This is a genomic window from Variovorax sp. DXTD-1, assembly GCF_003984625.1.
Lineage (GTDB): Bacteria > Pseudomonadota > Gammaproteobacteria > Burkholderiales > Burkholderiaceae_C > Variovorax.
Map to the genome: position 1 here is coordinate 101654 of NZ_RWKH01000004.1, position 17780 is coordinate 119433.

A 17780-nucleotide genomic window follows, 5' to 3' on the forward strand; every position below is an offset into this window, starting at 1 on the left:
CCGCCGCCCCAGCTGTGGATGATAACGTCAGGGCATGAGCGATTCCCTGGTTTCACCCTTCACCGCGCGCCGCGGCTACCTGCTGGCCGGCACAGCTGCACTGCTGGGCCTTGGCGGTTGCGCGGCCACCCGTTCCACCGAGCGCGCCGAACCTTATGCCAACCAGGAATGGTTGCAATCGAGCGCCAACCGCATTGCCAATCTTTCCTTGCGCGACAACCTGCAATCGGTCCGGCGCGTGCAAACCACGCTGTACCGGCGCAATCCGCGCGAATGGCGCAAATCGGCGGCAAGCATCGAAGCGGCCACCCAGCGCGCCTGGGACGCGGTGTTGACGGGCCCCGCCCTGCCCGAGCTGCGCGGCGCCACCGGCATCGACGCCATCCGCCTGGCCTTCGACACCAGCCCCCAGGGGTATCAAGGCGACCGGGTTGCGGCACTGGTCGTCGGCTGGGCATCCATGCTCAAGCAAGCCAATGGCGACACCTGGGACCAGACGATGCTGGACGGCATCAACGCCGAGAACAGCTACCGCGCCGCGCGCAATTTCGAAATATCGCTGTGGCTGATTTCCTCGAAAACCGGCGCGGACGGCCAGCCGCTGCTGCTGGCCACCGAAATCAGCGAGCGCGGCCGCAACCTCGTGGCCGACCGCGAGTTGTCGAAGGTGGTGGCGCGGCTCGACCTGCTGGCCGCCCAGGCCGACGAGAAATACCGGCGCGCCGCGCTCGACTTCGGGCAGAACTGGATCATGGGCGTCGTCATGCCCTTCTACACCCTGATACCCAGATAAGGCAATGGCCGCCTCAAGGAAACATATTTCCTAAATAGCGCTTTGCGGTAATATGTTTCCGTGACCAAGCAGGAACTCATCACCGCCCTCACGGCCCGGCGCGATGCCGCCGGTCTTTCCAATGCGGAAATTGCACAGCGCTCCGGCCTGACCGAGCGCTCGGTGCGCAACGCGCTGAGCCTGAAGGGCAACCCGCAGCTTTCGTCGCTGCTGGCGCTGGTCGATGCCATCGGCCTCGAGCTGCAGCTTGCGCCCAAGGGCTTCGGCGAAAGCGTGGCCGCCGATCCTGATTACCGCCCCGTTGCCACCCGCGTGGGCCATGCGGTCGCGCAAGCGCCCTCCCCGCCGCCGTACACCAGCAAGCGGCGCCGTTCGCCATGAACGTCAAGATCCTCGAAATCTCGCTGGGCTCGCGACGCTTCGGCAAGCTCTTTCAGTACGCCGACCTGTGCCGCTTTGTGGCGGAGCCCGAACTGGTGGCCGCCCCGCCGGCTGAAGTGCTGTCGCTTTCCATGGTGGCAAGCGATCCGGCCACCCAGGCAGCACTGTGGAGCGACGTGAAGAACCCTCTCTTCAATGCACAAGGTGGCCAGCTTCCGCGCTTCTTTCAGAACCTTTTGCCCGAAGGCGTTCTGCGCAGCCATATCGCGCAGTTGCGCGGCTGCCGAGAAAACGACCATTTCGAACTACTCGCGGCTTGCGGAGGCGACCTCCCCGGCGCTGTGAGCGCGCGCCCGGTTTCAGTCGACCGCGGCACGTTGCAGCGGCTCATCACCCAAGACCAGGACGCGCTCGAGATGTCGGTGGTCGAACTGCCCATGCCGCAGGGCATTTCGGTATCGGGCGTGCAGCCCAAGCTCGGCCTGCGCCGCCAGGGCGGCCGCTATGTGGCCCGCACGCGTGCCGGTGCCAGCACGCGCGTGATCGCGAAGTTGCCCATGGCCGGCCGGCCGCACATGCCGCAGCTCGAAATGCTTTCGCTCCAAATGGCGGGCGCAGCCGGTGTCGAGGTCTGCCATGCCGAATTGGCGCCGCTCTCCGCCATTGCGGCCGAGCACAGCTACGCGCTGCCCGACGAGCCTGATTTTCTTGCCGTCACCCGGTTCGACCGCGAGGGCGCGCGCCGCATCCATTTCGAAGATTTTGCGCAGGTGCTCGCCGTCGACCCGATGCACAAGTACAGCGCCAGCTACCTCGACATGGCGCTTGCGATGCGCGCCTTTCCTTCGATGGGCGAAGAGGCCGTGCTCGAACTCGTTCGGCGCCTGGCGGTGAACGACCTGCTCGGCAACCCCGATGCACACCTGAAGAATTTCGGCGTGCTCTACCCCGACGGCATCGCGCCGCGGCTGGCGCCCGCCTACGACATCGTCGCGTATGCCGCGCTCCAGGGTGTCGACGGCCATGCCTTGCCCCTTCTGCCCGCAGCGGGCGGAGGTGCCGCGCCCAAACGTACGGCGTTGTTCACACCCGCCAACATACGCGCCTTCTGCTTCTCGACCGGGCTGCACGAGCCGCTGGTCCGGCGCGTCATTGCAGACACCGCGCGGCTCGCGCGCAGCCAGTGGCCCGCAATGATCGATGCATCGACGCTGCCCGCACCGTGGAAAAAACGGCTGCAGCAACGCTTGCAGGCACATCCCTTGCTGCAAGGCATGGCCAGGCGCGGCAAATGAGAAAAAGAAAAGAAAACGCGCCCCTAGAATGATTCAGCCCTTCACCCCTCAACCCATTCGAGGCAGCAGCAATTCATGAGCTCCATCAATTTCATCGGCGGCGAAAAAGGCGGTGTCGGCAAGTCGGTGACCGCGCGCGTGCTGGCGCAGTACTTCATCGACCACAGCCGGCCTTTCACGGGCTTTGACACCGACCGCTCGCACAGCTCGTTCACGCGCTTCTACGAAGGCTTTGCGTCGCCCATCGTGGTCGACAGCTTCGAGGGGCTCGATACCGTGGTGAACGGTTTCGAAACCAATCCGCAGCAGAGCGTCATCGTCGACCTCGCGGCCCAGACACTGGCGCCGCTGTCGCGCTGGATCAAGGAATCCGACTTGTTCGATGTGTTCGTCGAACTGGGCGTGGCCGTCAACTTCTGGCACGTGCTGGACGACGGCAAGGATTCCACCGACCTGCTCGGCACGCTGATCGACACCTTCGGCAACCGGCCCAACTACATCGTGGTGCAGAACTACGGCCGTGGCAGCGACTTCGGCATGCTGCTCGCGTCGCAGTCGCTCTCGAAGGCGACCGCGAACGGCGCCCGCGTGATCACGCTGCCGCGCCTGCACGAGGCCAGCATGCGCAAGATCGATGCGCAGAACACCAGCTTCTGGAAGGCGGTGAATGACCGCGAAGGGCCGCACGCGCTCGGCTTGCTGGAGCGCCAGCGCGTGAAGTCGTGGCTTGCCACTGCCTACGCGGCTTTCGACACTTTGCCGCTCTAGGCGGCAGTTCAGCGCGCCACTGGGCGCTTGCGGAAAATCAGCACAAGCAGCAGAACTGCAAGAATGAAGAAGGCGACGAACGACCAGTTCGCCAGCGTCAGGCCGAACAGCGACCAGTCGATCTTCGAGCAATCGCCGCCGCCGCGGAAGATCATCGGCAGCGCCCGCTTGAGCGGGAAGGTCTCGATCATTCCGTACAGGTCGCGCCCGCACGATACAACCTCGGGCGGGTACCACTGCAGCCAGCTCTGAGCGGCGGCCGTGTAGGCGCCACCAATGGCCGACACCAGCGCCAGGACCCCGCCCGTCACCTGCAGGCCGCGGCTGCGGAACACGGCGGCCAGCCCGGTGAAGAGCGCCACCAGAACCAGGGCATACCGCTGCACGATGCACATCGGGCACGGCTCCAGGCCCACCACGTGCTGCAGATAGAGCCCGAAGGCCAGCATGAGAACACAGGCCAGGCAAATCAGCCCATACGCACGGCGCGGCGCGCCGAAGTACCAATCGATCAAGGGGAAACCCAATCTTCTTCTACGAACACCCGGGCCTTGCGCGGCGTGGCGACTACCGTGTCGCCCTCGTTCAAGCCCAGTTCACGGAACTGTTGCGCAGGGATTTGCGCTTCGATGATGGTTCCGGAGCCCGGATTATCTGGATTCGTTTCGGTGGGCTCAAGTTCCAGCCGTGCGATGGGGCCGACCACGATGGCGCGCGACAAGGTGGCCACGATGCCGGTGGCACCGGCGGTGTAGCGCTCCACGGTCAGGTCATGCGGGCGCACGTAGGCCATGGCCTTGGCGTCGCGCGCGCCGCTGTGCTCGGGGGAGTCCAGGCGCATGCCGTCCAGCTGCACCGCGCCGTTGTCGGCCCGGCCATGGAACAGATTCACGTCGCCCAAAAAGCCGTAGACGAAGGGACTTGCGGGCTGGTCCCACACCTCTTGCGGCGAACCGACCTGCTCGATGCGGCCCTTGTTGATGACCACCACGCGGTCAGCCACTTCGAGCGCTTCTTCCTGGTCGTGCGTGACGAAGATCGACGTGACGTGCAGCTCGTCGTGCAGCCGGCGCAGCCAGCGGCGCAGCTCCTTGCGCACCTTGGCGTCGAGCGCGCCGAAGGGTTCGTCGAGCAGCAGCACCTTGGGTTCGACCGCGAGCGCCCGGGCCAGCGCAATGCGCTGCCGCTGGCCGCCCGAGAGCTGCGACGGATAGCGGTCGGCCAGCCAGTCGAGCTGAACCAGCTTGAGCAGATCGGTCACCTTCTGCTTGATCTGCGCGTCGCTCGGGCGCTCCTTGCGCGGCTTCACGCGCAGGCCGAAGGCCACGTTCTCGAACACCGTCATGTGGCGGAACAGCGCGTAGTGCTGAAACACGAAGCCCACCTGCCGCTCGCGCACATGCACGTCGGTGGTGTCTTCGCCCGAAAAGAGAATGCTGCCGGTGTCGGCCGTTTCCAGCCCCGCAATGATGCGCAGCAGCGTGGTCTTGCCGCAGCCCGAGGGGCCGAGCAGTGCGACGAGTTCGCCCGATTCGACATCGAGGTTGACGTTGTTCAACGCGCGGAAGTCGCCGAACTGCTTGCTGATGTTGCGGATTTCGATGCTCATGATCTTGTTCTTTCTCTCTCAGGCCGCCGTGGGCTCGGGCGGACGTTCCGGCGGCAGCTCGGCAATGGCTTTCATTTCACGTTCGTGGCGCCATTCGATGACCGACTTGATCACCAGCGTGACCAGCGCCAGGATGGCCAGCAGCGATGCAACGGCAAAGGCCGCCACCGACTGGTACTCGTTGTAGAGCACTTCCACATGCAGCGGCATGGTGTTGGTCTGCCCGCGGATGTGGCCCGACACCACCGACACCGCCCCGAACTCGCCCATGGCGCGAGCGTTGCAAAGAATCACGCCATACAGCAGGCCCCACTTGATGTTGGGCAAGGTCACACGCCAGAAGGTCTGCCAGCCGGTCGCGCCCAGCACGATGGCGGCCTGCTCTTCGTCGGTGCCCTGCGCCTGCATCAGCGGAATGAGTTCACGCGCGATGAACGGGAAGGTCACGAACACGGTGGCCAGCACGATGCCGGGCACGGCGAAGATGATCTTGATGTCGTGCTCGGCGAGCCAAGGACCGAACCAGCCCTGCGCGCCGAACACCAGCACGTAGATCAGGCCCGCCACCACTGGCGACACCGCGAACGGCAGATCCACCAGCGTGGTCAGGAAGGCCTTGCCGCGGAATTCGAACTTGGCGATGGCCCATGCCGCGGCAACGCCGAACACCAGGTTCAGCGGCACCGAAATGGCGGCCGTGATGAGCGTGAGGCGAATCGCGCTCCAGGCGTCGGGCTCTTTCAAAGCCTCGACATAGGCGCCCACGCCCTTGCGCAAGGCCTCCGTTGCCACGGCTGCCAGCGGCAGCACCAGGAACAGGAACATGAACGCGAGCGCCAGGCCGATCAGCAGCCAGCGCACCCAGGGCGATTCAGTGGTGCCGGCCTGTGCGCGGCGAATGATTTTGGAAGGGGCGCTCATCTCACGCTCCTGCGCGGCGGCGCTGCCAGGCTTGCAAGCCGTTGATGACGAGCAGCAGGATGAACGAAATCACCAGCATCACGAGTGCGACCGCGGTTGCGCCGGCAAAGTCGTATTGCTCCAGCTTGCCGATGATGATGAGCGGCGTGATTTCCGAAATCATCGGCATGTTGCCGGCGATGAAAATCACCGAGCCGTATTCGCCGATGGCGCGCGCAAAAGCCATTGCAAAGCCGGTAAGCAACGCAGGCGCAATCGACGGGAAGATCACCTTGGTGAAGGTCTGCAGGCGCGTCGCGCCGAGCGACGTAGCGGCTTCTTCAAGCTCTTTTTCGGCGTCTTCGAGCACCGGCTGCACGGTGCGCACCACAAATGGCAGCCCGATGAAGATCAGCGCAATGACGATGCCCGCCGGCGTGAACGCCAGCTTGATGCCGTGCGGCTCGAGCAATTGCCCGATCCAGCCGTTGCCCGCGAGCAGCGCCGTGAGCGAGATGCCGGCCACCGCCGTGGGCAAGGCAAACGGCAGGTCGACCAGCGCGTCGACGATGCGCTTGCCCGGAAACTTGTAGCGCACCAGCACCCAGGCCACCAGCAGGCCGAACACCGCGTTCACCATGGCCGCGAGCAGTGATGCGCCGAACGTGAGCCGGTAAGACGCCATGACGCGCGGCGCGGTCACGGCCACCCAGAACTGCTCCCAACTCAGCGCGAAGGTCTTGAAGACCAGCGCCGACAGCGGGATCAGCACGATCAGGCAGAGATAGAAAATCGAAAAGCCGAGCGTGATGTGAAAGCCCGGCAGCACCCGCCTGGAGCCCCCTGCACGGTTCACATGCGAAAGCGGCGCTCCCGCGGACGGGAGCGCCGAAGAAACAGCGCCGCTCATTTACTTTGCGCCGGGCGTGTAGAGCTTGTCGAACTGGCCGCCGTCGTTGAAGTGCACCTTCTGTGCATCGCCAAGGCTGCCAAAAAGCTCTTGCACCGTGAACAACTGCAGCGGCTTGAACGTGGCGGCGTGCTTCTTCAGCACAGCCTGCGAACGGGGACGCAGCGCATGCTTTGCTGCAATTTCCTGCGCCTCTTCGGAATAGAGCCAGTCGAGATACGCCTTGGCGAGCTCGCCGGTGCCCTTCTTCTTGGTCGTGCGCTCGACCAGCGCCACCGGGTTCTCGGCCACGATGCTGATCGACGGGTAGACCGAGTCGACCTTGCCCGTGCCGAACTCGCGGTCGATCGACACCACTTCGGATTCGAAGGTGATGAGCGCATCGCCGATGTTGCGCTGCAGGAAAGCGGTGGTCGCGTCGCGGCCGCCGCGTGCCAGCACCGGCACGTTCTTGAACAGCTTGCCGACGAACTCGGCTGCCTGGGCGTCGGTACCGCCCTTCTTCTTCACGTAGCCCCAGGCCGCAAGGTAGGCATAGCGCCCGTTGCCGCCGGTCTTGGGGTTGACGATGACGACCTGCACGCCCGGCTTGACCAGGTCTTCCCAGTCCTTGATGCCCTTGGGGTTGCCGTTGCGCACCAGGAACAGCATGGTCGAGGTGGTCGGCGATGCGTTTTCGGGGAACTGCTTGTTCCAGTCCTTCGCGACCACGCCCGTGTTGGCCAGGAAGTCGATGTCGGTGGAGGTGTTCATGGTCACCACATCGGCATCGAGGCCGTCGGCCACGGCGCGCGCCTGCGCACTGGAGCCGCCATGCGACTGGTCGATCTTCACGTCCTTGCCCGTGGCCTTCTTGTAGTGGGCCACGAACGCCGCGTTGTAGTCCTTGTAGAACTCGCGCGCGACGTCGTACGAGGCGTTCAGCAGCGTGGTGCCCTGTGCAAAGGCGCTGCTGCCTGCGAATGCGGAGGACGCCAACGCGAGCACGGCGGCGAAGGTCTTGAGTCTGGAAGTCATGTGGTTGCCAAGTTTTCTGAAAATTCACGGCCCGCCGGCCAGGCGGCGGGCTCGTCGGTCAACGACTGGAGCAAGGCCAGGCCGAGCGGCCAGTCTCCATGCCCCGAATCGATGTTGATATGCCCCGCATTCTGCATGCGGACAAACTCACTGCCCCAGGCGCGGGAATATGCGCCGGCCAGACGGATCGGGCAATACGGATCGTTGCTGCTTGCCACCACGATGCTGCGGTACGGCAGGGCCGCGTACGGCACCGGCGCAAAGTCAGACAGCACAGCCCGGCGCTCGGGGTCGGCCGGCGCCACCAGCAGCGCCCCGCGGATGCGCGCGGCCGCCTCGGCCGGCAGGTGCGCCGTGGCAATGCAGCCCAGGCTGTGGGCGGCAATCACCACCGGCCCGGGGCTTTCGAGCACCAGCCTGGCCAGCGTGGCCACCCAGGCTTCGCGCTTGGGCGAAGCCCAGTCGTCCTGCACCACCCGTGCCGCGCCCGGAATGCGCTGCTCCCACAGGCTCTGCCAATGGCCGGGCCCGGAGTCGCGCCAGCCGGGCACGATGATCACGGAAGTCTGCATGGCGGCGCAGCCCTGCCCGCTTACCTGTTGGGCTGCGGCGTGATGCGCAGGTAAGGCTTCACTGCCTTGAAGCCCTTGGGAAAGCGCTCCGCCAGTTCGGCCGGGTCCTGGATGCTCGGGATGATGACCACGTCGTCGCCGTCCTTCCAGTTCACGGGCGTGGCCACCTTGTGGCTGTCGGTGAGCTGCAGCGAATCGATCACGCGCAAGATTTCGTCGAAATTGCGGCCGGTGGAGGCCGGGTACGTGATGGTCGCGCGAATCACCTTCTTCGGATCGATGATGAACACGCTGCGCACCGTGGCCGTGGCCGATGCGTTGGGGTGAATCAGGTCGTACAGGTCGGCCACCTTGCGGTCGTGGTCGGCCACGATCGGAAAGTTCACCGTGGTGTTCTGCGTCTCGTTGATGTCGCCGATCCATTCCTTGTGCTTGGTGGCCGGGTCGACGCTCAATGCAATGGGCTTCACGCCGCGCTTGGCAAATTCGCCCGACAGCGCCGCGGTCTTGCCGAGCTCGGTGGTGCAAACGGGCGTGAAATCGGCCGGGTGCGAGAAGAACACCACCCATGAATCGCCGGCCCATTGATAGAAATCGAGGGGGCCTTCGCTGGAATCCTGGGTGAAATTGGGTGCTGTGTCGCCGAGTCGCAGGGTCGCCATGGTCGCTCCTTGGATGGGATGGGACCTGGGATTGTGCGAACGCCTGCTTCAATGCCAAACGAATATCTACTTGTTTGGTTATGGCGTTTTTCGCATAACGACCGCCCGGCGCGGTCATTTGGCGGACGCTAGTACATGCCGGTTTCACTGCCGTGCAGGTGCTCGGCCAGGAAGTCGATCAACCGCCGCACCGCCGGCACCAGCGCCCGCCGCGCTGGAAAAACCATGTGTGCAATGACGGCCGGAGGCCCCCACTCGGGCAGCACTCTCGCCAGCCGGCCCGCTTCCACGTCGTCACGGCACATGTAGCCGGGCAGCAGGGTTGCGCCCGCACCCTCGAGCACGGCCAGTTGCAGCGTCGCGAGATCGTCCGCCACATAGCGCGGTGTATGAACGTGCGTATAAATCTCGCCATTCGGGCCTTCGAGCCGCCATTCGCTGCGTCCCTCGGCGTTGGCCGACATGGCCGCGGTCTGGAGCCGCACCAGGTCGGCGGGCGTTTTCACCGGCCCCTGGCGTTTCAGCAAGTCCGGCCTCATCACCAGCACCGCGCGGCTCGTTCCCAAGACCTTGGCCACGAGCGTGGTGCTGTCCTCGATGGCCGGACGCACGCGCAAGGCGATGTCGATGCCCTCCTCGATCAGGTCGACCGGCCTGTTCATCACCCGCAGATCGATGCGCACGCCGGGGTAGCGCTCCATGAACTGCGGCAGCAACCGGCCCAACCCGCTGTGCGCGATTGAAATGGGGCAGCTCAGCCGCACCGTGCCGCTCGGCTCCGTCTGCACCTGCGCCACGGCCTCCGCCGCCGCCTGCGCTGCGTCGCGCATGGCCGCCGAATGCCTCAGGTAGATCTCGCCCGCCGGCGTGAGCGAAAGCCGCCGCGTGCTGCGCTGCATGAGCTGCACACCCAGCCGCTCCTCGAGATCAGCCACGCGGCGCGACAGCCGTGACTTGGGAATGCCGAGCGCGCGGCTTGCCGCGGCAAAGCCGCCCCGCTCCGCCACTTCAGCGAAAAAAACCATATCGTTCAGGTCTTGCATGCCTTCATTGTCCTGCAAATAGAACGATGTAGGCAAATTTCACCCACTTATCAAAGAATCGCATCAAAAATAGAATTCTCACATCGTCGGCCACTTTTGAGCGTCGACCACCACACGAAAGCGATTCACCATGAAACTGCTCCACGTCGATTCCAGCATCCTGAGTACCAACTCGACCTCCCGCCTCCTCACGGCCGAGATCGTGGCCGCTTGGAAAGCCGCGCATCCGGACACCACGGTCGAATATCTCGACCTCGCCGTGAACACTCCGCCGCATTTCAGCGCCGATGCGCTGGGCATCAAGACGGGCGTGCAGGCCCAGCCGACCGAAGCCCAGCAGCGCGAAAACGAACTCTCCGAAAAGCTCGTGAGCCAATTCCTCGCCTCCGACGTGATCGTGGTCGGCGCGCCGCTGTACAACTTTTCGATTCCGACCCAGCTCAAGGCCTGGATCGACCGCCTCGCCCAGATCGGCCGCACCTTCAAGTACACCGACAAGGGCCCCGTGGGCCTGGCCGGCGGCAAGACCGTGATCGTGGCGTCCAGCCGCGGCGGCGTCTACTCGACCACCGAAGGCGGCCGGGCACTGGAGCATCAAGAGAGCTACCTGACGGCGATCTTCGGCTTCTTCGGCGTTACCGACGTGCGCTTCGTGCGCGCCGAAGGCCTGGCCATGGGTGACGCACCCAAGGCCGCCGCGCTGGCTTCTGCGCGCGCCGACATCCTCACGGCGACGGCCGAAGCCGCGAACCAGAAGGACGTGGCACAAGCTGCCTGAGCCTCGCTCGCGTCAAAAAAAGCCGCTCCCAGGAGCGGTTTTTTTCATGCGTGCCCGATGACTGATCGGTGCATCAGACGGCCGAGTGGGTCTTGATCCAGGCGACGTACTTGTCCATCCACCCCTGCAGGAACTTCTTCGTTCCCTCGTTGCCGATGTGGCCCTTGTCGTCGAACAGGCCGTCCTTGAACTGCAGGAATATCTCCGGCGAGCCCATCGTCGGAACGTCCAGGTAAGCCAGCACGTTGCGCAAATGCTGCTGCGCCAGCGCGGTGCCGGTCGCGCCCACGGAGATGCCCACCACGGCGGCAGGCTTGCCGCCCCAGGCACTCTGCCCATACGGCCGCGACGCATGGTCGATCGCGTTCTTCAGCACGCCGGGGAACGAGCGGTTGTATTCGGGCGTTACGAACAACAAGCCTTGCGCTGCCGCAATCTCGGTTTTCAGCCGCTTCACCGAAGCCGCCGGGTTGCCGTCGTCGTCCTGGTTGTACAGGGGCAGATCGTCGATGCGCAAATGCTCGAAGGTGAAGTCCGACGGTGCAAGGTGCGCCAGCGCAAGGGCCAACTTGTGGTTGTACGAATCCTTGCGAAGGCTGCCGACGATCACGGCAATTCGGGTCTGGCTCATGAATGAAGCTCCTTGATGAGTGAAGGGAATCCAGATGGCGAAAATCATTATGCGAAGCGCCCAAGACCTTTTCCAGAAAAGCTCTTCCATCGCGCCCGCCTTTTCGGCTCCCCAAGCAGGCGCTTTGAATCGAAGGCATCATCGTCCCGGTCCTTTCGACCCCAGGAGCAAAGCACGATGAGATTCTTGATGGTGGGTGCCGGCGCACTCGGCGGTTATTTTGGCGGCCGTTTGCTGGAGGCGGGACGCGATGTGACCTTTCTGCTGCGCCCCCGGCGCGCGGCGCAAATCGAGAAGACAGGGCTGGTGGTCCAGAGCCCGTTCGGCAACCTGCAATTGCCCTCGCCGCCGCAGGTGCTGGCTGAAGACATCAAGGCGCCGTTCGACGTGATCGTGGTCGGCAGCAAGGCCTACGACCTCGACTCGACCATGGAGTCGTTCGCACCGGCGGTCGGGCCGAACACGGTCATTCTTCCCCTGCTCAACGGCATGAATCACATCGAGCGCCTGGTCGCCCGCTTTGGCGACGAGCGCGTGCTGGGCGGCCTTTGCATGATCTCCGCCACGCTGGACGACGAAGGCCGCGTGCTGCATCTCAACGACATGCACGGCCTGAGCTACGGCGAGCGCGCGGGCGGCCGTTCGGCCCGCGTCGATGCCATTGCAGCCCAGTTCGCCGGCGCGAAGTTCGATGCCACCGCAAGCGAGACCATCTCGCAGGACATGTGGGAAAAGTGGGTCTTCATCGCCTCGGCAGCCGGCCTCACGAGCCTGATGCGAGCTTCCATTGGCGACATCGCGAGCGCGGGCGGCCAGGACGTGGCGCTTGCGATCTTCGATGAATGCTGCGCCATTGCCGCGCACAACGGCTTCGCGCCGCGCCCCGCAGCCATCGAGCGCGGCCGCGCCATCATGACGGCGCCGGGCTCGCCGATGACCGCATCGATGTACAAGGACATCGTGCGCGGCGCGCCGGTCGAGGCGGACCACATCGTGGGAGACCTGCTCGGCCGCGCACCGGCAGGCCGTTCGCCGATTCCTTCGGTGCTGCGCATCGCCTACATTCACCTGAAAGCCTACGAGGCGCAGCGCGCCCGCCAAGCCACCTGACGAGGGTTCCCCGATGACCGACGCCATCGCTTTTCTCCACACTGCACAGGTTCATGTGCCAACCTTCGAGCGCCTCACCCGCGAGATTGCGCCCGAGCTGGAGGTGCGCCACCTGGTAAGGGAAGAACTGCTGCACGAAGCCCGCGCCTCCGGCATCGACAACCCGAAGTTGGCCGGGCGCGTGCACGACGCCATGCGCGAGGCTGCATCCGACGGCGCCGCCGTGGTTGCATGTACCTGCTCCACCATCGGAGGCATTGCGGAAAAAACCGCGACGGGCGGCGCCTTCACCGCCCAGCGCATCGACCGCGCCATGGCCGAGCGTGCGGTGCGCGCCGGTCCGCGCGTGCTGATTGCGGCAGCGCTCGAAAGCACCCTGGAGCCCACCACCGCGCTGATTCTTTCAACCGCGGCGCAGGCCGGCGCCGGTGTCAAACCGAGCGTGCTCTGGGTCGAAGAAGCCTGGCCGTACTTCGAGGCCGGCGACACCGCCCGCTACATCGAGACGCTGGCCAAGGCCATTCGCACCGCCGCTGTCGCCGCCGACGCAGTGGTTCTGGCGCAAGCCTCCATGGCGCCCGTTGCGCATGAGCTCGCGGACCTTGGGATCGAAGTGCTCGCGAGTCCCGCCACGGGCGTTGCGCATGCGGTGGCAACGCTGCGCGCATCGCGCACGGCATGGGCGGCGCAGGCCTCTGCCTTTGCGAGCCCTGCAGCCCGCGCTACTCCGATTTGAGAATCGTCTCGCCCTTCAGCGCGCCCATGTCGCGGATGTTGAAGCGGTGCCGCTTCCATCCCTCCCACGTGCGGCGCATGTGGGTGATCGAGATGAAGTAGTAGAGAAATTTGAACATGCCGAGCGCCCGCCAGATCGGCGTGCCGCGATAGATGTCGCCAGCCAGCAGCGACATCAGCCCTTCTTTCACGCGGAACGGATTGCCCGGGTGCATGAACATGTCGCGGATGGTCGGATTGGTCACGCGGTAGATGAACCACGAATACTCGCGCGGCCCCTTGCGCATCATGGCCTCGAAGTCCTTCCGCGCGGGCGCCAGCTCGGCCGGTTTGTCGAGCGCCGTGGCCACCAGTTCGGCGCCATCGAAGGCGCTGTGCATGGCCAGGTACACGCCGGACGAGAACATCGGGTCGATGAAGGTGAACGCATCGCCCAGCATCAGGTAGCGGTCGCCCGTGGCATGGGTGCTCGAGTACGAGAAGTTGCCGGTGGCGTGCACCGCATCGTCCACCAGCGTGGCGTTCTTCAGCCGGTCCACCAGCACCGGGCACAGCGCGATGGTGTCGTAGAAAAAGTCCTTCAACGGCTTGTCGCGCGTCTTCAGGTAGTACGGCCAGCAGACCGCGCCCACGCTGGTGGTGCCGTCGGCCAGCGGAATGAACCAGAACCAGCCGTGCGGAAACCAGCAGATGCTGATGTTGCCTTCCTTCCTGCCCTCCAGCCTTTCGGCGTTGGTGAAGTGGCCGAACAGCGCGGTGCTGTTGTGGTCGGGGTTCTTTTCCTTGCAGCGGAATTTATTGGCCAGCAGCGTGTCGCGGCCCGTGGCATCGACCACGAAGCGCGCGCGCCAGCTGCGCTTGGCACCATCGTCCATTTCGGCCTGCACCCTGGCGCCGTCGGCGTCGAACGCCACGTCGCGCACCTTGCAGCCCTCGAGCGTCTCAGCACCGCGCGTGGCGGCATTGCGGAACAGCAGTTCGTCGAGCTCCGAGCGGCGCACCTGCCAGGCGGAATCGAGCGACTTGTCCCAGCCTTCGGCAAAGTCCACGTAGCTGCGATGCTCATGGTCCGGCGAGACAAACTCGATGCCGAACTTGGGCATGCCGATCTTCTCGACCTGGTCGCGCACGCCGAGCTTCTCGAAAAGCTCCACGTTGGCCGGCAACAGCGATTCGCCGATGTGAAAGCGCGGGTGATGCGCCTTTTCGAGCAGCACCACCTTGCGGCCCTGTTGCGCGAGCAGCGCCGAAATCGTCGAACCCGCGGGTCCGCCGCCGATCACGAGTACATCGCAGGATTCGTCGGCCGTCCGCGGCATGGAAGAAGCGGAAGAAGTAGCTTGAGGCGAGGACATGCGGGGGCAAGCACCAATGTTGACAACCGCGAAGCATAGCGCGGTCGGTCGCGGCCGGATCCTCATGCCATTGCTATGGCGCGCCGGTCTTCGGTGCGTTCTGCAGGCTGGCCTGGGTCACGCTCGCGCCGGCGGGCACGTTGTCAGTAATCCACACATTGCCGCCGATCACGGCGCCCTTCCCCAGCGTCACCCGCCCGAGGATGGTGGCGCCGGCATAGATCACCACGTCGTCCTCCACCACCGGATGCCGCGGCAGGCCCTTCTGCAGGTTGCCCTCGGCATCGGTCGGAAATCGCTTGGCGCCCAGCGTCACGGCCTGGTAAAGCCGCACGCGCTTGCCGATGACAGCCGTTTCGCCGATCACGACGCCCGTGCCGTGGTCCATGAAAAAACCCGCGTCGATCTGCGCACCGGGGTGAATGTCGATGCCCGTTTGCGCATGCGCCAGCTCGGCCACGATGCGCGCCAGGAGCGGCAGGTCGAGCTCGTACAGCCGGTGCGCGAGCCGGTGGTGAATCATTGCCAGCACGCCCGGGTAGCACAGCAGCACTTCGTCCACGCTGCGCGCCGCCGGGTCGCCCTGGTAGGCGGCGAGCACGTCGCTGTCGAGCAGGCGGCGCAACCCCGGCAGCGCGTTCGCAAACTGCCGAACGGCATTGGTGGCGATCTGGTCGATCTCGCTCGCGGGGCGCGGATCGTGGCGGGCGTTGAAATTCAGCTCCAGGCGCGCCTGCACCAGCAGCGCGTGCAAGGCGGTGTTCAGCGTGTGGCCAACGTAGAAGTCCTCGCTCTCGTGGCGCAACTCCGGCGGCCCAAGCCGCATGGGAAAGAGCGCCCCCTTGAGCGACTCCACGATCTGCGCAAGTGCATCGCGCGACGGAAATTCGCGCGCACCGGGCTCGCGCGAACGGCGCTGCGAGTCGCGCCATTCGTCGCGCGCGTCGTGCAGTGCGCGAACGACGTCGCTCACTTCAAAATTGACCATGTTGCTTTCTCCGGGGACATGTGTAGACACACTGTAGAAGCCCCCGACGCTTGTGCCAAGAACTGAAAACCCGGTGACGCGGCAACTGAAAAAAGCCCGGCGCCAAGGCGGCGCCGGGTGTCGCAAGCCCGAGGGTCCGTCAGAGCTTTGCGATCGAAACCTCCGTGGACTTCACGAGCGCGACCACGTCGGAGCCCACCTTCAGCTGAAGCTCGTCGACCGAACGGGTGGTGATGACCGAGGTGACGATGCCCCAGGCGGTTTCGACATCGACTTCGGAAACGACGTCGCCGCGGATGATCTCGCGGACCTTGCCCTTGAACTGGTTGCGCACGTTGATGGCTTGAATGGACATGGTATTTCTCTTTCAGATTGAAGGAAGGATTCGCGGGAATAAAACGGCTTCTTGAACTCAGATGGCCCAGCGCAGCGTGTGCGCCGAGGGCTGCAGCCAGCTGGCGTCCGTTTCCGCGGGCTCTGGTTCTCCGGCCTTCTGCAGCACGCGGTCGAGAATGCGTTTCTCGATGGCGGCAAAGGCCGGGTCGCCCTGCGAGCGCGGCCGTGCGAGTGCGATGTTCTCGTCGAGCGCAATGCGGCCGTCCTCGATCAGGATCACCCGGTCCGCAAGCGCCACGGCTTCCTGCACGTCGTGCGTGACCAGCAGCGCGGTGAAGCGATGGCGCTGCCAGAGGTTCTCGATGAGCCGGTGCATCTCGATGCGCGTCAGCGCGTCGAGCGCGCCCAGCGGCTCGTCGAGCAGCAGCAGCCGCGGGTGATGCACCAGCGCCCGTGCCAGCGACACGCGCTGCCGCTGGCCGCCTGAGAGGCGCGCCGGCCATTCGTTCTCACGGTCGGCCAGGCCCACATGCGCGAGCACTTCCTTGCCGCGCGCCTTCGCCTCGCTCGGCAAGCCCAGCGTCACGTTGTCGAGCACGCGGCGCCAGGGCAAGAGGCGCGCCTCCTGAAACATGAACCGGGTGTCGTCGTGCAAGCCGTCGATGGCCTTGCCGTCCGTATAGAGCCCGCCCGATGTGGCCTCCTCGAGTCCGGCGATGAGCCGCAGCAGCGTGCTCTTGCCGCAACCGCTGCGCCCCACGATGGCGATGAACTGCCCCGGCTCGATGGTGAGCTGCGCGTTGCGCAGCACCTCGCGTTCGCCGTAGCGCTTGTGCAGCCCGCGCGCCTCGAGGCGCACGCCGCCGGCGATGGCTGTTTGCTGGATGTCTTTCAGAACGGCACTCATGATGATTTCAGGCTCGGTTGGAACAGCGCCACGTCGAGCGCGTTGATCTTTCTGGGCAACAGCTTTTCCGCGAAGAAGGCATCGGCGATGCGCTGCTGTTCGGTGAGTGCTTCGGCCAGCACCGGGCGTACCGCGTAGCTGCGGCGTGCGTTGGCCTGCTCGATCGTTGCGGCATCCAGCCCCCACACGGGCGACAACAGGGCCGCCGCTTCCTTCGGGTTCTGCTTGACCCACTTGCCGGTTTTTTCCAGTTCGGCATACACCACGCGCAGCACATCGGGGCGTGCCTTCGCGAACTTGGTGCTTGCAAGGTAGTAGCGCTGGTACGAGGCAATGCCCGTGCCGTCGGCCAGAATCCGCACCTTGGCCTGGCGCTGCGCCGCCGCAAGGAATGGATCCCACACCACCCAGGCGTCGATGGCACCGCGCTCGAAAGCGGCCCGTCCGTCGGCCGGTGTCAGGTAGGCGGGATCGATGTCCCTGAAAGACAAGCCGGCCTTCTCCAGCGCAGCAATCAGGAGGTAGTGCGCGCCGGCCGCCTTGGCAAAACCGACCTTCTTTCCCTTCAGGTCGGCCACCGATTTGAGCGGTGAATCTTCGCGCACCAGAATGGCCTGCGCCGCGGGCGAAGGCGCCTCTTGCGCGACGAAGGTCAGCTCGGCGCCTGCCGCCTGCGCGAACACCGGCACGGTGTCGGCGACGTCTGCGCTGATGTCCAGGTTGTCGAGGTTCAGCGCCTCGAGCAGCGGCAGGCCGCTGGTGAACTCATGCCAGCTCAGCGTGGTATTGAGCGGAGCAAGCTGCTTTTCGAGTGAGCCCTGCACCTTGAGCACGGCAATCAGCGTCGAAGACTTCTGGTAGCCGAGCCGCACCGTCACGGGCCTTGCGGCCGTGCCCTGGGCCAGCGCGGCACCCGCTCCGAGTGCGCCCAGGCCGGCCAGCCCGGCAACCACCGTGCGGCGAGAAATCGTGGAGTGCGTAGTCATCTGC

Annotated in this window: 21 protein-coding genes; 7 read left to right on the plus strand and 14 right to left on the minus strand. The window is 65.1% G+C overall.

The genetic code is table 11. The features are described 5' to 3' along the window. The first annotated feature begins 34 nt into the window (after nucleotides 1–34). The 4 genes from EJI00_RS05160 to EJI00_RS05175 all read left to right on the plus strand — a co-directional run bounded on the left by EJI00_RS05160 (nucleotide 35) and on the right by EJI00_RS05175 (nucleotide 3237). Nucleotides 35–793 carry a hypothetical protein gene (locus tag EJI00_RS05160; protein WP_126746400.1) on the plus strand — a complete coding sequence of 253 codons (759 nt, stop codon included), beginning with the start codon at nucleotides 35–37 and terminating at the stop codon, nucleotides 791–793. A gap of 60 nt (nucleotides 794–853) precedes the next feature. After that, nucleotides 854–1174, plus strand: a complete 321-nt coding sequence (locus tag EJI00_RS05165; RefSeq protein ID WP_126746401.1) for a helix-turn-helix domain-containing protein — start codon at nucleotides 854–856, stop codon at nucleotides 1172–1174. Continuing rightward, nucleotides 1171–2469 carry a type II toxin-antitoxin system HipA family toxin gene (locus EJI00_RS05170; RefSeq protein WP_126746402.1) on the plus strand — a complete coding sequence of 433 codons (1299 nt, stop codon included), beginning with the start codon at nucleotides 1171–1173 and terminating at the stop codon, nucleotides 2467–2469. The genes EJI00_RS05165 and EJI00_RS05170 overlap by 4 nt, the downstream gene beginning before the upstream one ends. A 75-nt stretch (nucleotides 2470–2544) precedes the next feature. Beyond that, the gene (locus EJI00_RS05175) at nucleotides 2545–3237 is read left to right on the plus strand and encodes a mobilization protein (protein ID WP_126746403.1); all 693 of its coding nucleotides are present in this window, start codon (nucleotides 2545–2547) and stop codon (nucleotides 3235–3237) included. A gap of 8 nt (nucleotides 3238–3245) precedes the next feature. Here the strand turns inward: EJI00_RS05175 and EJI00_RS05180 are convergent, their stop codons facing one another. From EJI00_RS05180 to EJI00_RS05215, 8 genes are all read right to left on the minus strand, one after another. After that, on the minus strand, nucleotides 3246–3752 hold the full coding sequence (locus tag EJI00_RS05180) for a disulfide bond formation protein B (RefSeq protein WP_126746534.1): 507 nt from the start codon (nucleotides 3750–3752) through the stop codon (nucleotides 3246–3248). Beyond that, a complete protein-coding gene (locus tag EJI00_RS05185; RefSeq protein WP_126746404.1) occupies nucleotides 3749–4846 on the minus strand; it encodes a sulfate/molybdate ABC transporter ATP-binding protein in 1098 nt (365 codons plus the stop codon). The genes EJI00_RS05180 and EJI00_RS05185 overlap by 4 nt, the downstream gene beginning before the upstream one ends. Before the next feature lie 18 nt (nucleotides 4847–4864). Next, on the minus strand, nucleotides 4865–5767 hold the full coding sequence (gene cysW / locus EJI00_RS05190; protein ID WP_126746405.1) for a sulfate ABC transporter permease subunit CysW: 903 nt from the start codon (nucleotides 5765–5767) through the stop codon (nucleotides 4865–4867). A gap of 1 nt (nucleotide 5768) precedes the next feature. After that, nucleotides 5769–6656, minus strand: a complete 888-nt coding sequence (cysT, locus tag EJI00_RS05195; protein WP_126746406.1) for a sulfate ABC transporter permease subunit CysT — start codon at nucleotides 6654–6656, stop codon at nucleotides 5769–5771. Next, a complete protein-coding gene (locus EJI00_RS05200; protein WP_126746407.1) occupies nucleotides 6657–7673 on the minus strand; it encodes a sulfate ABC transporter substrate-binding protein in 1017 nt (338 codons plus the stop codon). Further along, nucleotides 7670–8245 carry an RBBP9/YdeN family alpha/beta hydrolase gene (locus EJI00_RS05205; protein WP_126746408.1) on the minus strand — a complete coding sequence of 192 codons (576 nt, stop codon included), beginning with the start codon at nucleotides 8243–8245 and terminating at the stop codon, nucleotides 7670–7672. The genes EJI00_RS05200 and EJI00_RS05205 overlap by 4 nt, the downstream gene beginning before the upstream one ends. Nucleotides 8246–8265: 20 nt before the next feature. Then, on the minus strand, nucleotides 8266–8907 hold the full coding sequence (locus EJI00_RS05210; RefSeq protein ID WP_126746409.1) for a peroxiredoxin: 642 nt from the start codon (nucleotides 8905–8907) through the stop codon (nucleotides 8266–8268). Between the two features lie 128 nt (nucleotides 8908–9035). Continuing rightward, nucleotides 9036–9950: a LysR family transcriptional regulator gene (locus EJI00_RS05215; RefSeq protein ID WP_126746410.1), complete on the minus strand. Its 915-nt coding sequence runs from the start codon at nucleotides 9948–9950 to the stop codon at nucleotides 9036–9038. A 130-nt stretch (nucleotides 9951–10080) separates the two neighbouring features. Between EJI00_RS05215 and EJI00_RS05220 the strand changes: the two genes are divergently transcribed. Continuing rightward, on the plus strand, nucleotides 10081–10728 hold the full coding sequence (locus tag EJI00_RS05220; protein WP_126746411.1) for an FMN-dependent NADH-azoreductase: 648 nt from the start codon (nucleotides 10081–10083) through the stop codon (nucleotides 10726–10728). 73 nt (nucleotides 10729–10801) lie between these two features. Here EJI00_RS05220 and EJI00_RS05225 read toward each other — a convergent pair whose 3' ends face one another. Next, on the minus strand, nucleotides 10802–11359 hold the full coding sequence (locus EJI00_RS05225; RefSeq protein WP_126746412.1) for an NADPH-dependent FMN reductase: 558 nt from the start codon (nucleotides 11357–11359) through the stop codon (nucleotides 10802–10804). 177 nt (nucleotides 11360–11536) lie between these two features. On the opposite strand from EJI00_RS05225, the gene panE reads away from it, so the two are divergent. Together panE and EJI00_RS05235 are read left to right on the plus strand one after the other, a co-directional pair. Further along, on the plus strand, nucleotides 11537–12469 hold the full coding sequence (panE, locus tag EJI00_RS05230; protein ID WP_126746413.1) for a 2-dehydropantoate 2-reductase: 933 nt from the start codon (nucleotides 11537–11539) through the stop codon (nucleotides 12467–12469). A 13-nt stretch (nucleotides 12470–12482) separates the two neighbouring features. Then, nucleotides 12483–13205, plus strand: coding sequence for an Asp/Glu/hydantoin racemase (locus EJI00_RS05235; protein ID WP_126746414.1), 723 nt, complete (start codon nucleotides 12483–12485; stop codon nucleotides 13203–13205). Here the strand turns inward: EJI00_RS05235 and EJI00_RS05240 are convergent. The 5 genes from EJI00_RS05240 to EJI00_RS05260 form a co-directional block, all read right to left on the minus strand. After that, a complete protein-coding gene (locus tag EJI00_RS05240; RefSeq protein WP_126746415.1) occupies nucleotides 13192–14559 on the minus strand; it encodes an NAD(P)/FAD-dependent oxidoreductase in 1368 nt (455 codons plus the stop codon). The genes EJI00_RS05235 and EJI00_RS05240 overlap by 14 nt on opposite strands. A 73-nt stretch (nucleotides 14560–14632) precedes the next feature. Then, nucleotides 14633–15547: a serine O-acetyltransferase EpsC gene (epsC, locus tag EJI00_RS05245; RefSeq protein ID WP_126746416.1), complete on the minus strand. Its 915-nt coding sequence runs from the start codon at nucleotides 15545–15547 to the stop codon at nucleotides 14633–14635. 139 nt (nucleotides 15548–15686) lie between these two features. Beyond that, the gene (locus EJI00_RS05250; protein ID WP_007829250.1) at nucleotides 15687–15902 is read right to left on the minus strand and encodes a molybdopterin-binding protein; all 216 of its coding nucleotides are present in this window, start codon (nucleotides 15900–15902) and stop codon (nucleotides 15687–15689) included. A 57-nt stretch (nucleotides 15903–15959) separates the two neighbouring features. Continuing rightward, on the minus strand, nucleotides 15960–16790 hold the full coding sequence (locus tag EJI00_RS05255; protein WP_126746417.1) for an ATP-binding cassette domain-containing protein: 831 nt from the start codon (nucleotides 16788–16790) through the stop codon (nucleotides 15960–15962). Next, nucleotides 16787–17776 carry an aliphatic sulfonate ABC transporter substrate-binding protein gene (locus tag EJI00_RS05260; protein ID WP_126746418.1) on the minus strand — a complete coding sequence of 330 codons (990 nt, stop codon included), beginning with the start codon at nucleotides 17774–17776 and terminating at the stop codon, nucleotides 16787–16789. The genes EJI00_RS05255 and EJI00_RS05260 overlap by 4 nt, the downstream gene beginning before the upstream one ends. Between the last annotated feature and the right edge of the window lie 4 nt (nucleotides 17777–17780).

What these genes read in the sequence shown, in the direction of transcription:
- EJI00_RS05160 (WP_126746400.1), top strand. Translation starts at nt 35, where the DNA reads ATGAGCGATTCCCTGGTTTCACCCTTCACCGCGCGCCGCGGCTACCTG.
- EJI00_RS05170 (WP_126746402.1), top strand. Translation starts at nt 1,171, where the DNA reads ATGAACGTCAAGATCCTCGAAATCTCGCTGGGCTCGCGACGCTTCGGC.
- EJI00_RS05175 (WP_126746403.1), top strand. Translation starts at nt 2,545, where the DNA reads ATGAGCTCCATCAATTTCATCGGCGGCGAAAAAGGCGGTGTCGGCAAG.
- EJI00_RS05185 (WP_126746404.1), bottom strand. Translation starts at nt 4,846, where the DNA reads ATGAGCATCGAAATCCGCAACATCAGCAAGCAGTTCGGCGACTTCCGC.
- cysW (WP_126746405.1), bottom strand. Translation starts at nt 5,767, where the DNA reads ATGAGCGCCCCTTCCAAAATCATTCGCCGCGCACAGGCCGGCACCACT.
- cysT (WP_126746406.1), bottom strand. Translation starts at nt 6,656, where the DNA reads ATGAGCGGCGCTGTTTCTTCGGCGCTCCCGTCCGCGGGAGCGCCGCTT.
- EJI00_RS05200 (WP_126746407.1), bottom strand. Translation starts at nt 7,673, where the DNA reads ATGACTTCCAGACTCAAGACCTTCGCCGCCGTGCTCGCGTTGGCGTCC.
- EJI00_RS05205 (WP_126746408.1), bottom strand. Translation starts at nt 8,245, where the DNA reads ATGCAGACTTCCGTGATCATCGTGCCCGGCTGGCGCGACTCCGGGCCC.
- EJI00_RS05210 (WP_126746409.1), bottom strand. Translation starts at nt 8,907, where the DNA reads ATGGCGACCCTGCGACTCGGCGACACAGCACCCAATTTCACCCAGGAT.
- EJI00_RS05215 (WP_126746410.1), bottom strand. Translation starts at nt 9,950, where the DNA reads ATGCAAGACCTGAACGATATGGTTTTTTTCGCTGAAGTGGCGGAGCGG.
- EJI00_RS05220 (WP_126746411.1), top strand. Translation starts at nt 10,081, where the DNA reads ATGAAACTGCTCCACGTCGATTCCAGCATCCTGAGTACCAACTCGACC.
- EJI00_RS05225 (WP_126746412.1), bottom strand. Translation starts at nt 11,359, where the DNA reads ATGAGCCAGACCCGAATTGCCGTGATCGTCGGCAGCCTTCGCAAGGAT.
- panE (WP_126746413.1), top strand. Translation starts at nt 11,537, where the DNA reads ATGAGATTCTTGATGGTGGGTGCCGGCGCACTCGGCGGTTATTTTGGC.
- EJI00_RS05235 (WP_126746414.1), top strand. Translation starts at nt 12,483, where the DNA reads ATGACCGACGCCATCGCTTTTCTCCACACTGCACAGGTTCATGTGCCA.
- EJI00_RS05240 (WP_126746415.1), bottom strand. Translation starts at nt 14,559, where the DNA reads ATGTCCTCGCCTCAAGCTACTTCTTCCGCTTCTTCCATGCCGCGGACG.
- epsC (WP_126746416.1), bottom strand. Translation starts at nt 15,547, where the DNA reads ATGGTCAATTTTGAAGTGAGCGACGTCGTTCGCGCACTGCACGACGCG.
- EJI00_RS05250 (WP_007829250.1), bottom strand. Translation starts at nt 15,902, where the DNA reads ATGTCCATTCAAGCCATCAACGTGCGCAACCAGTTCAAGGGCAAGGTC.
- EJI00_RS05255 (WP_126746417.1), bottom strand. Translation starts at nt 16,790, where the DNA reads ATGAGTGCCGTTCTGAAAGACATCCAGCAAACAGCCATCGCCGGCGGC.
- EJI00_RS05260 (WP_126746418.1), bottom strand. Translation starts at nt 17,776, where the DNA reads ATGACTACGCACTCCACGATTTCTCGCCGCACGGTGGTTGCCGGGCTG.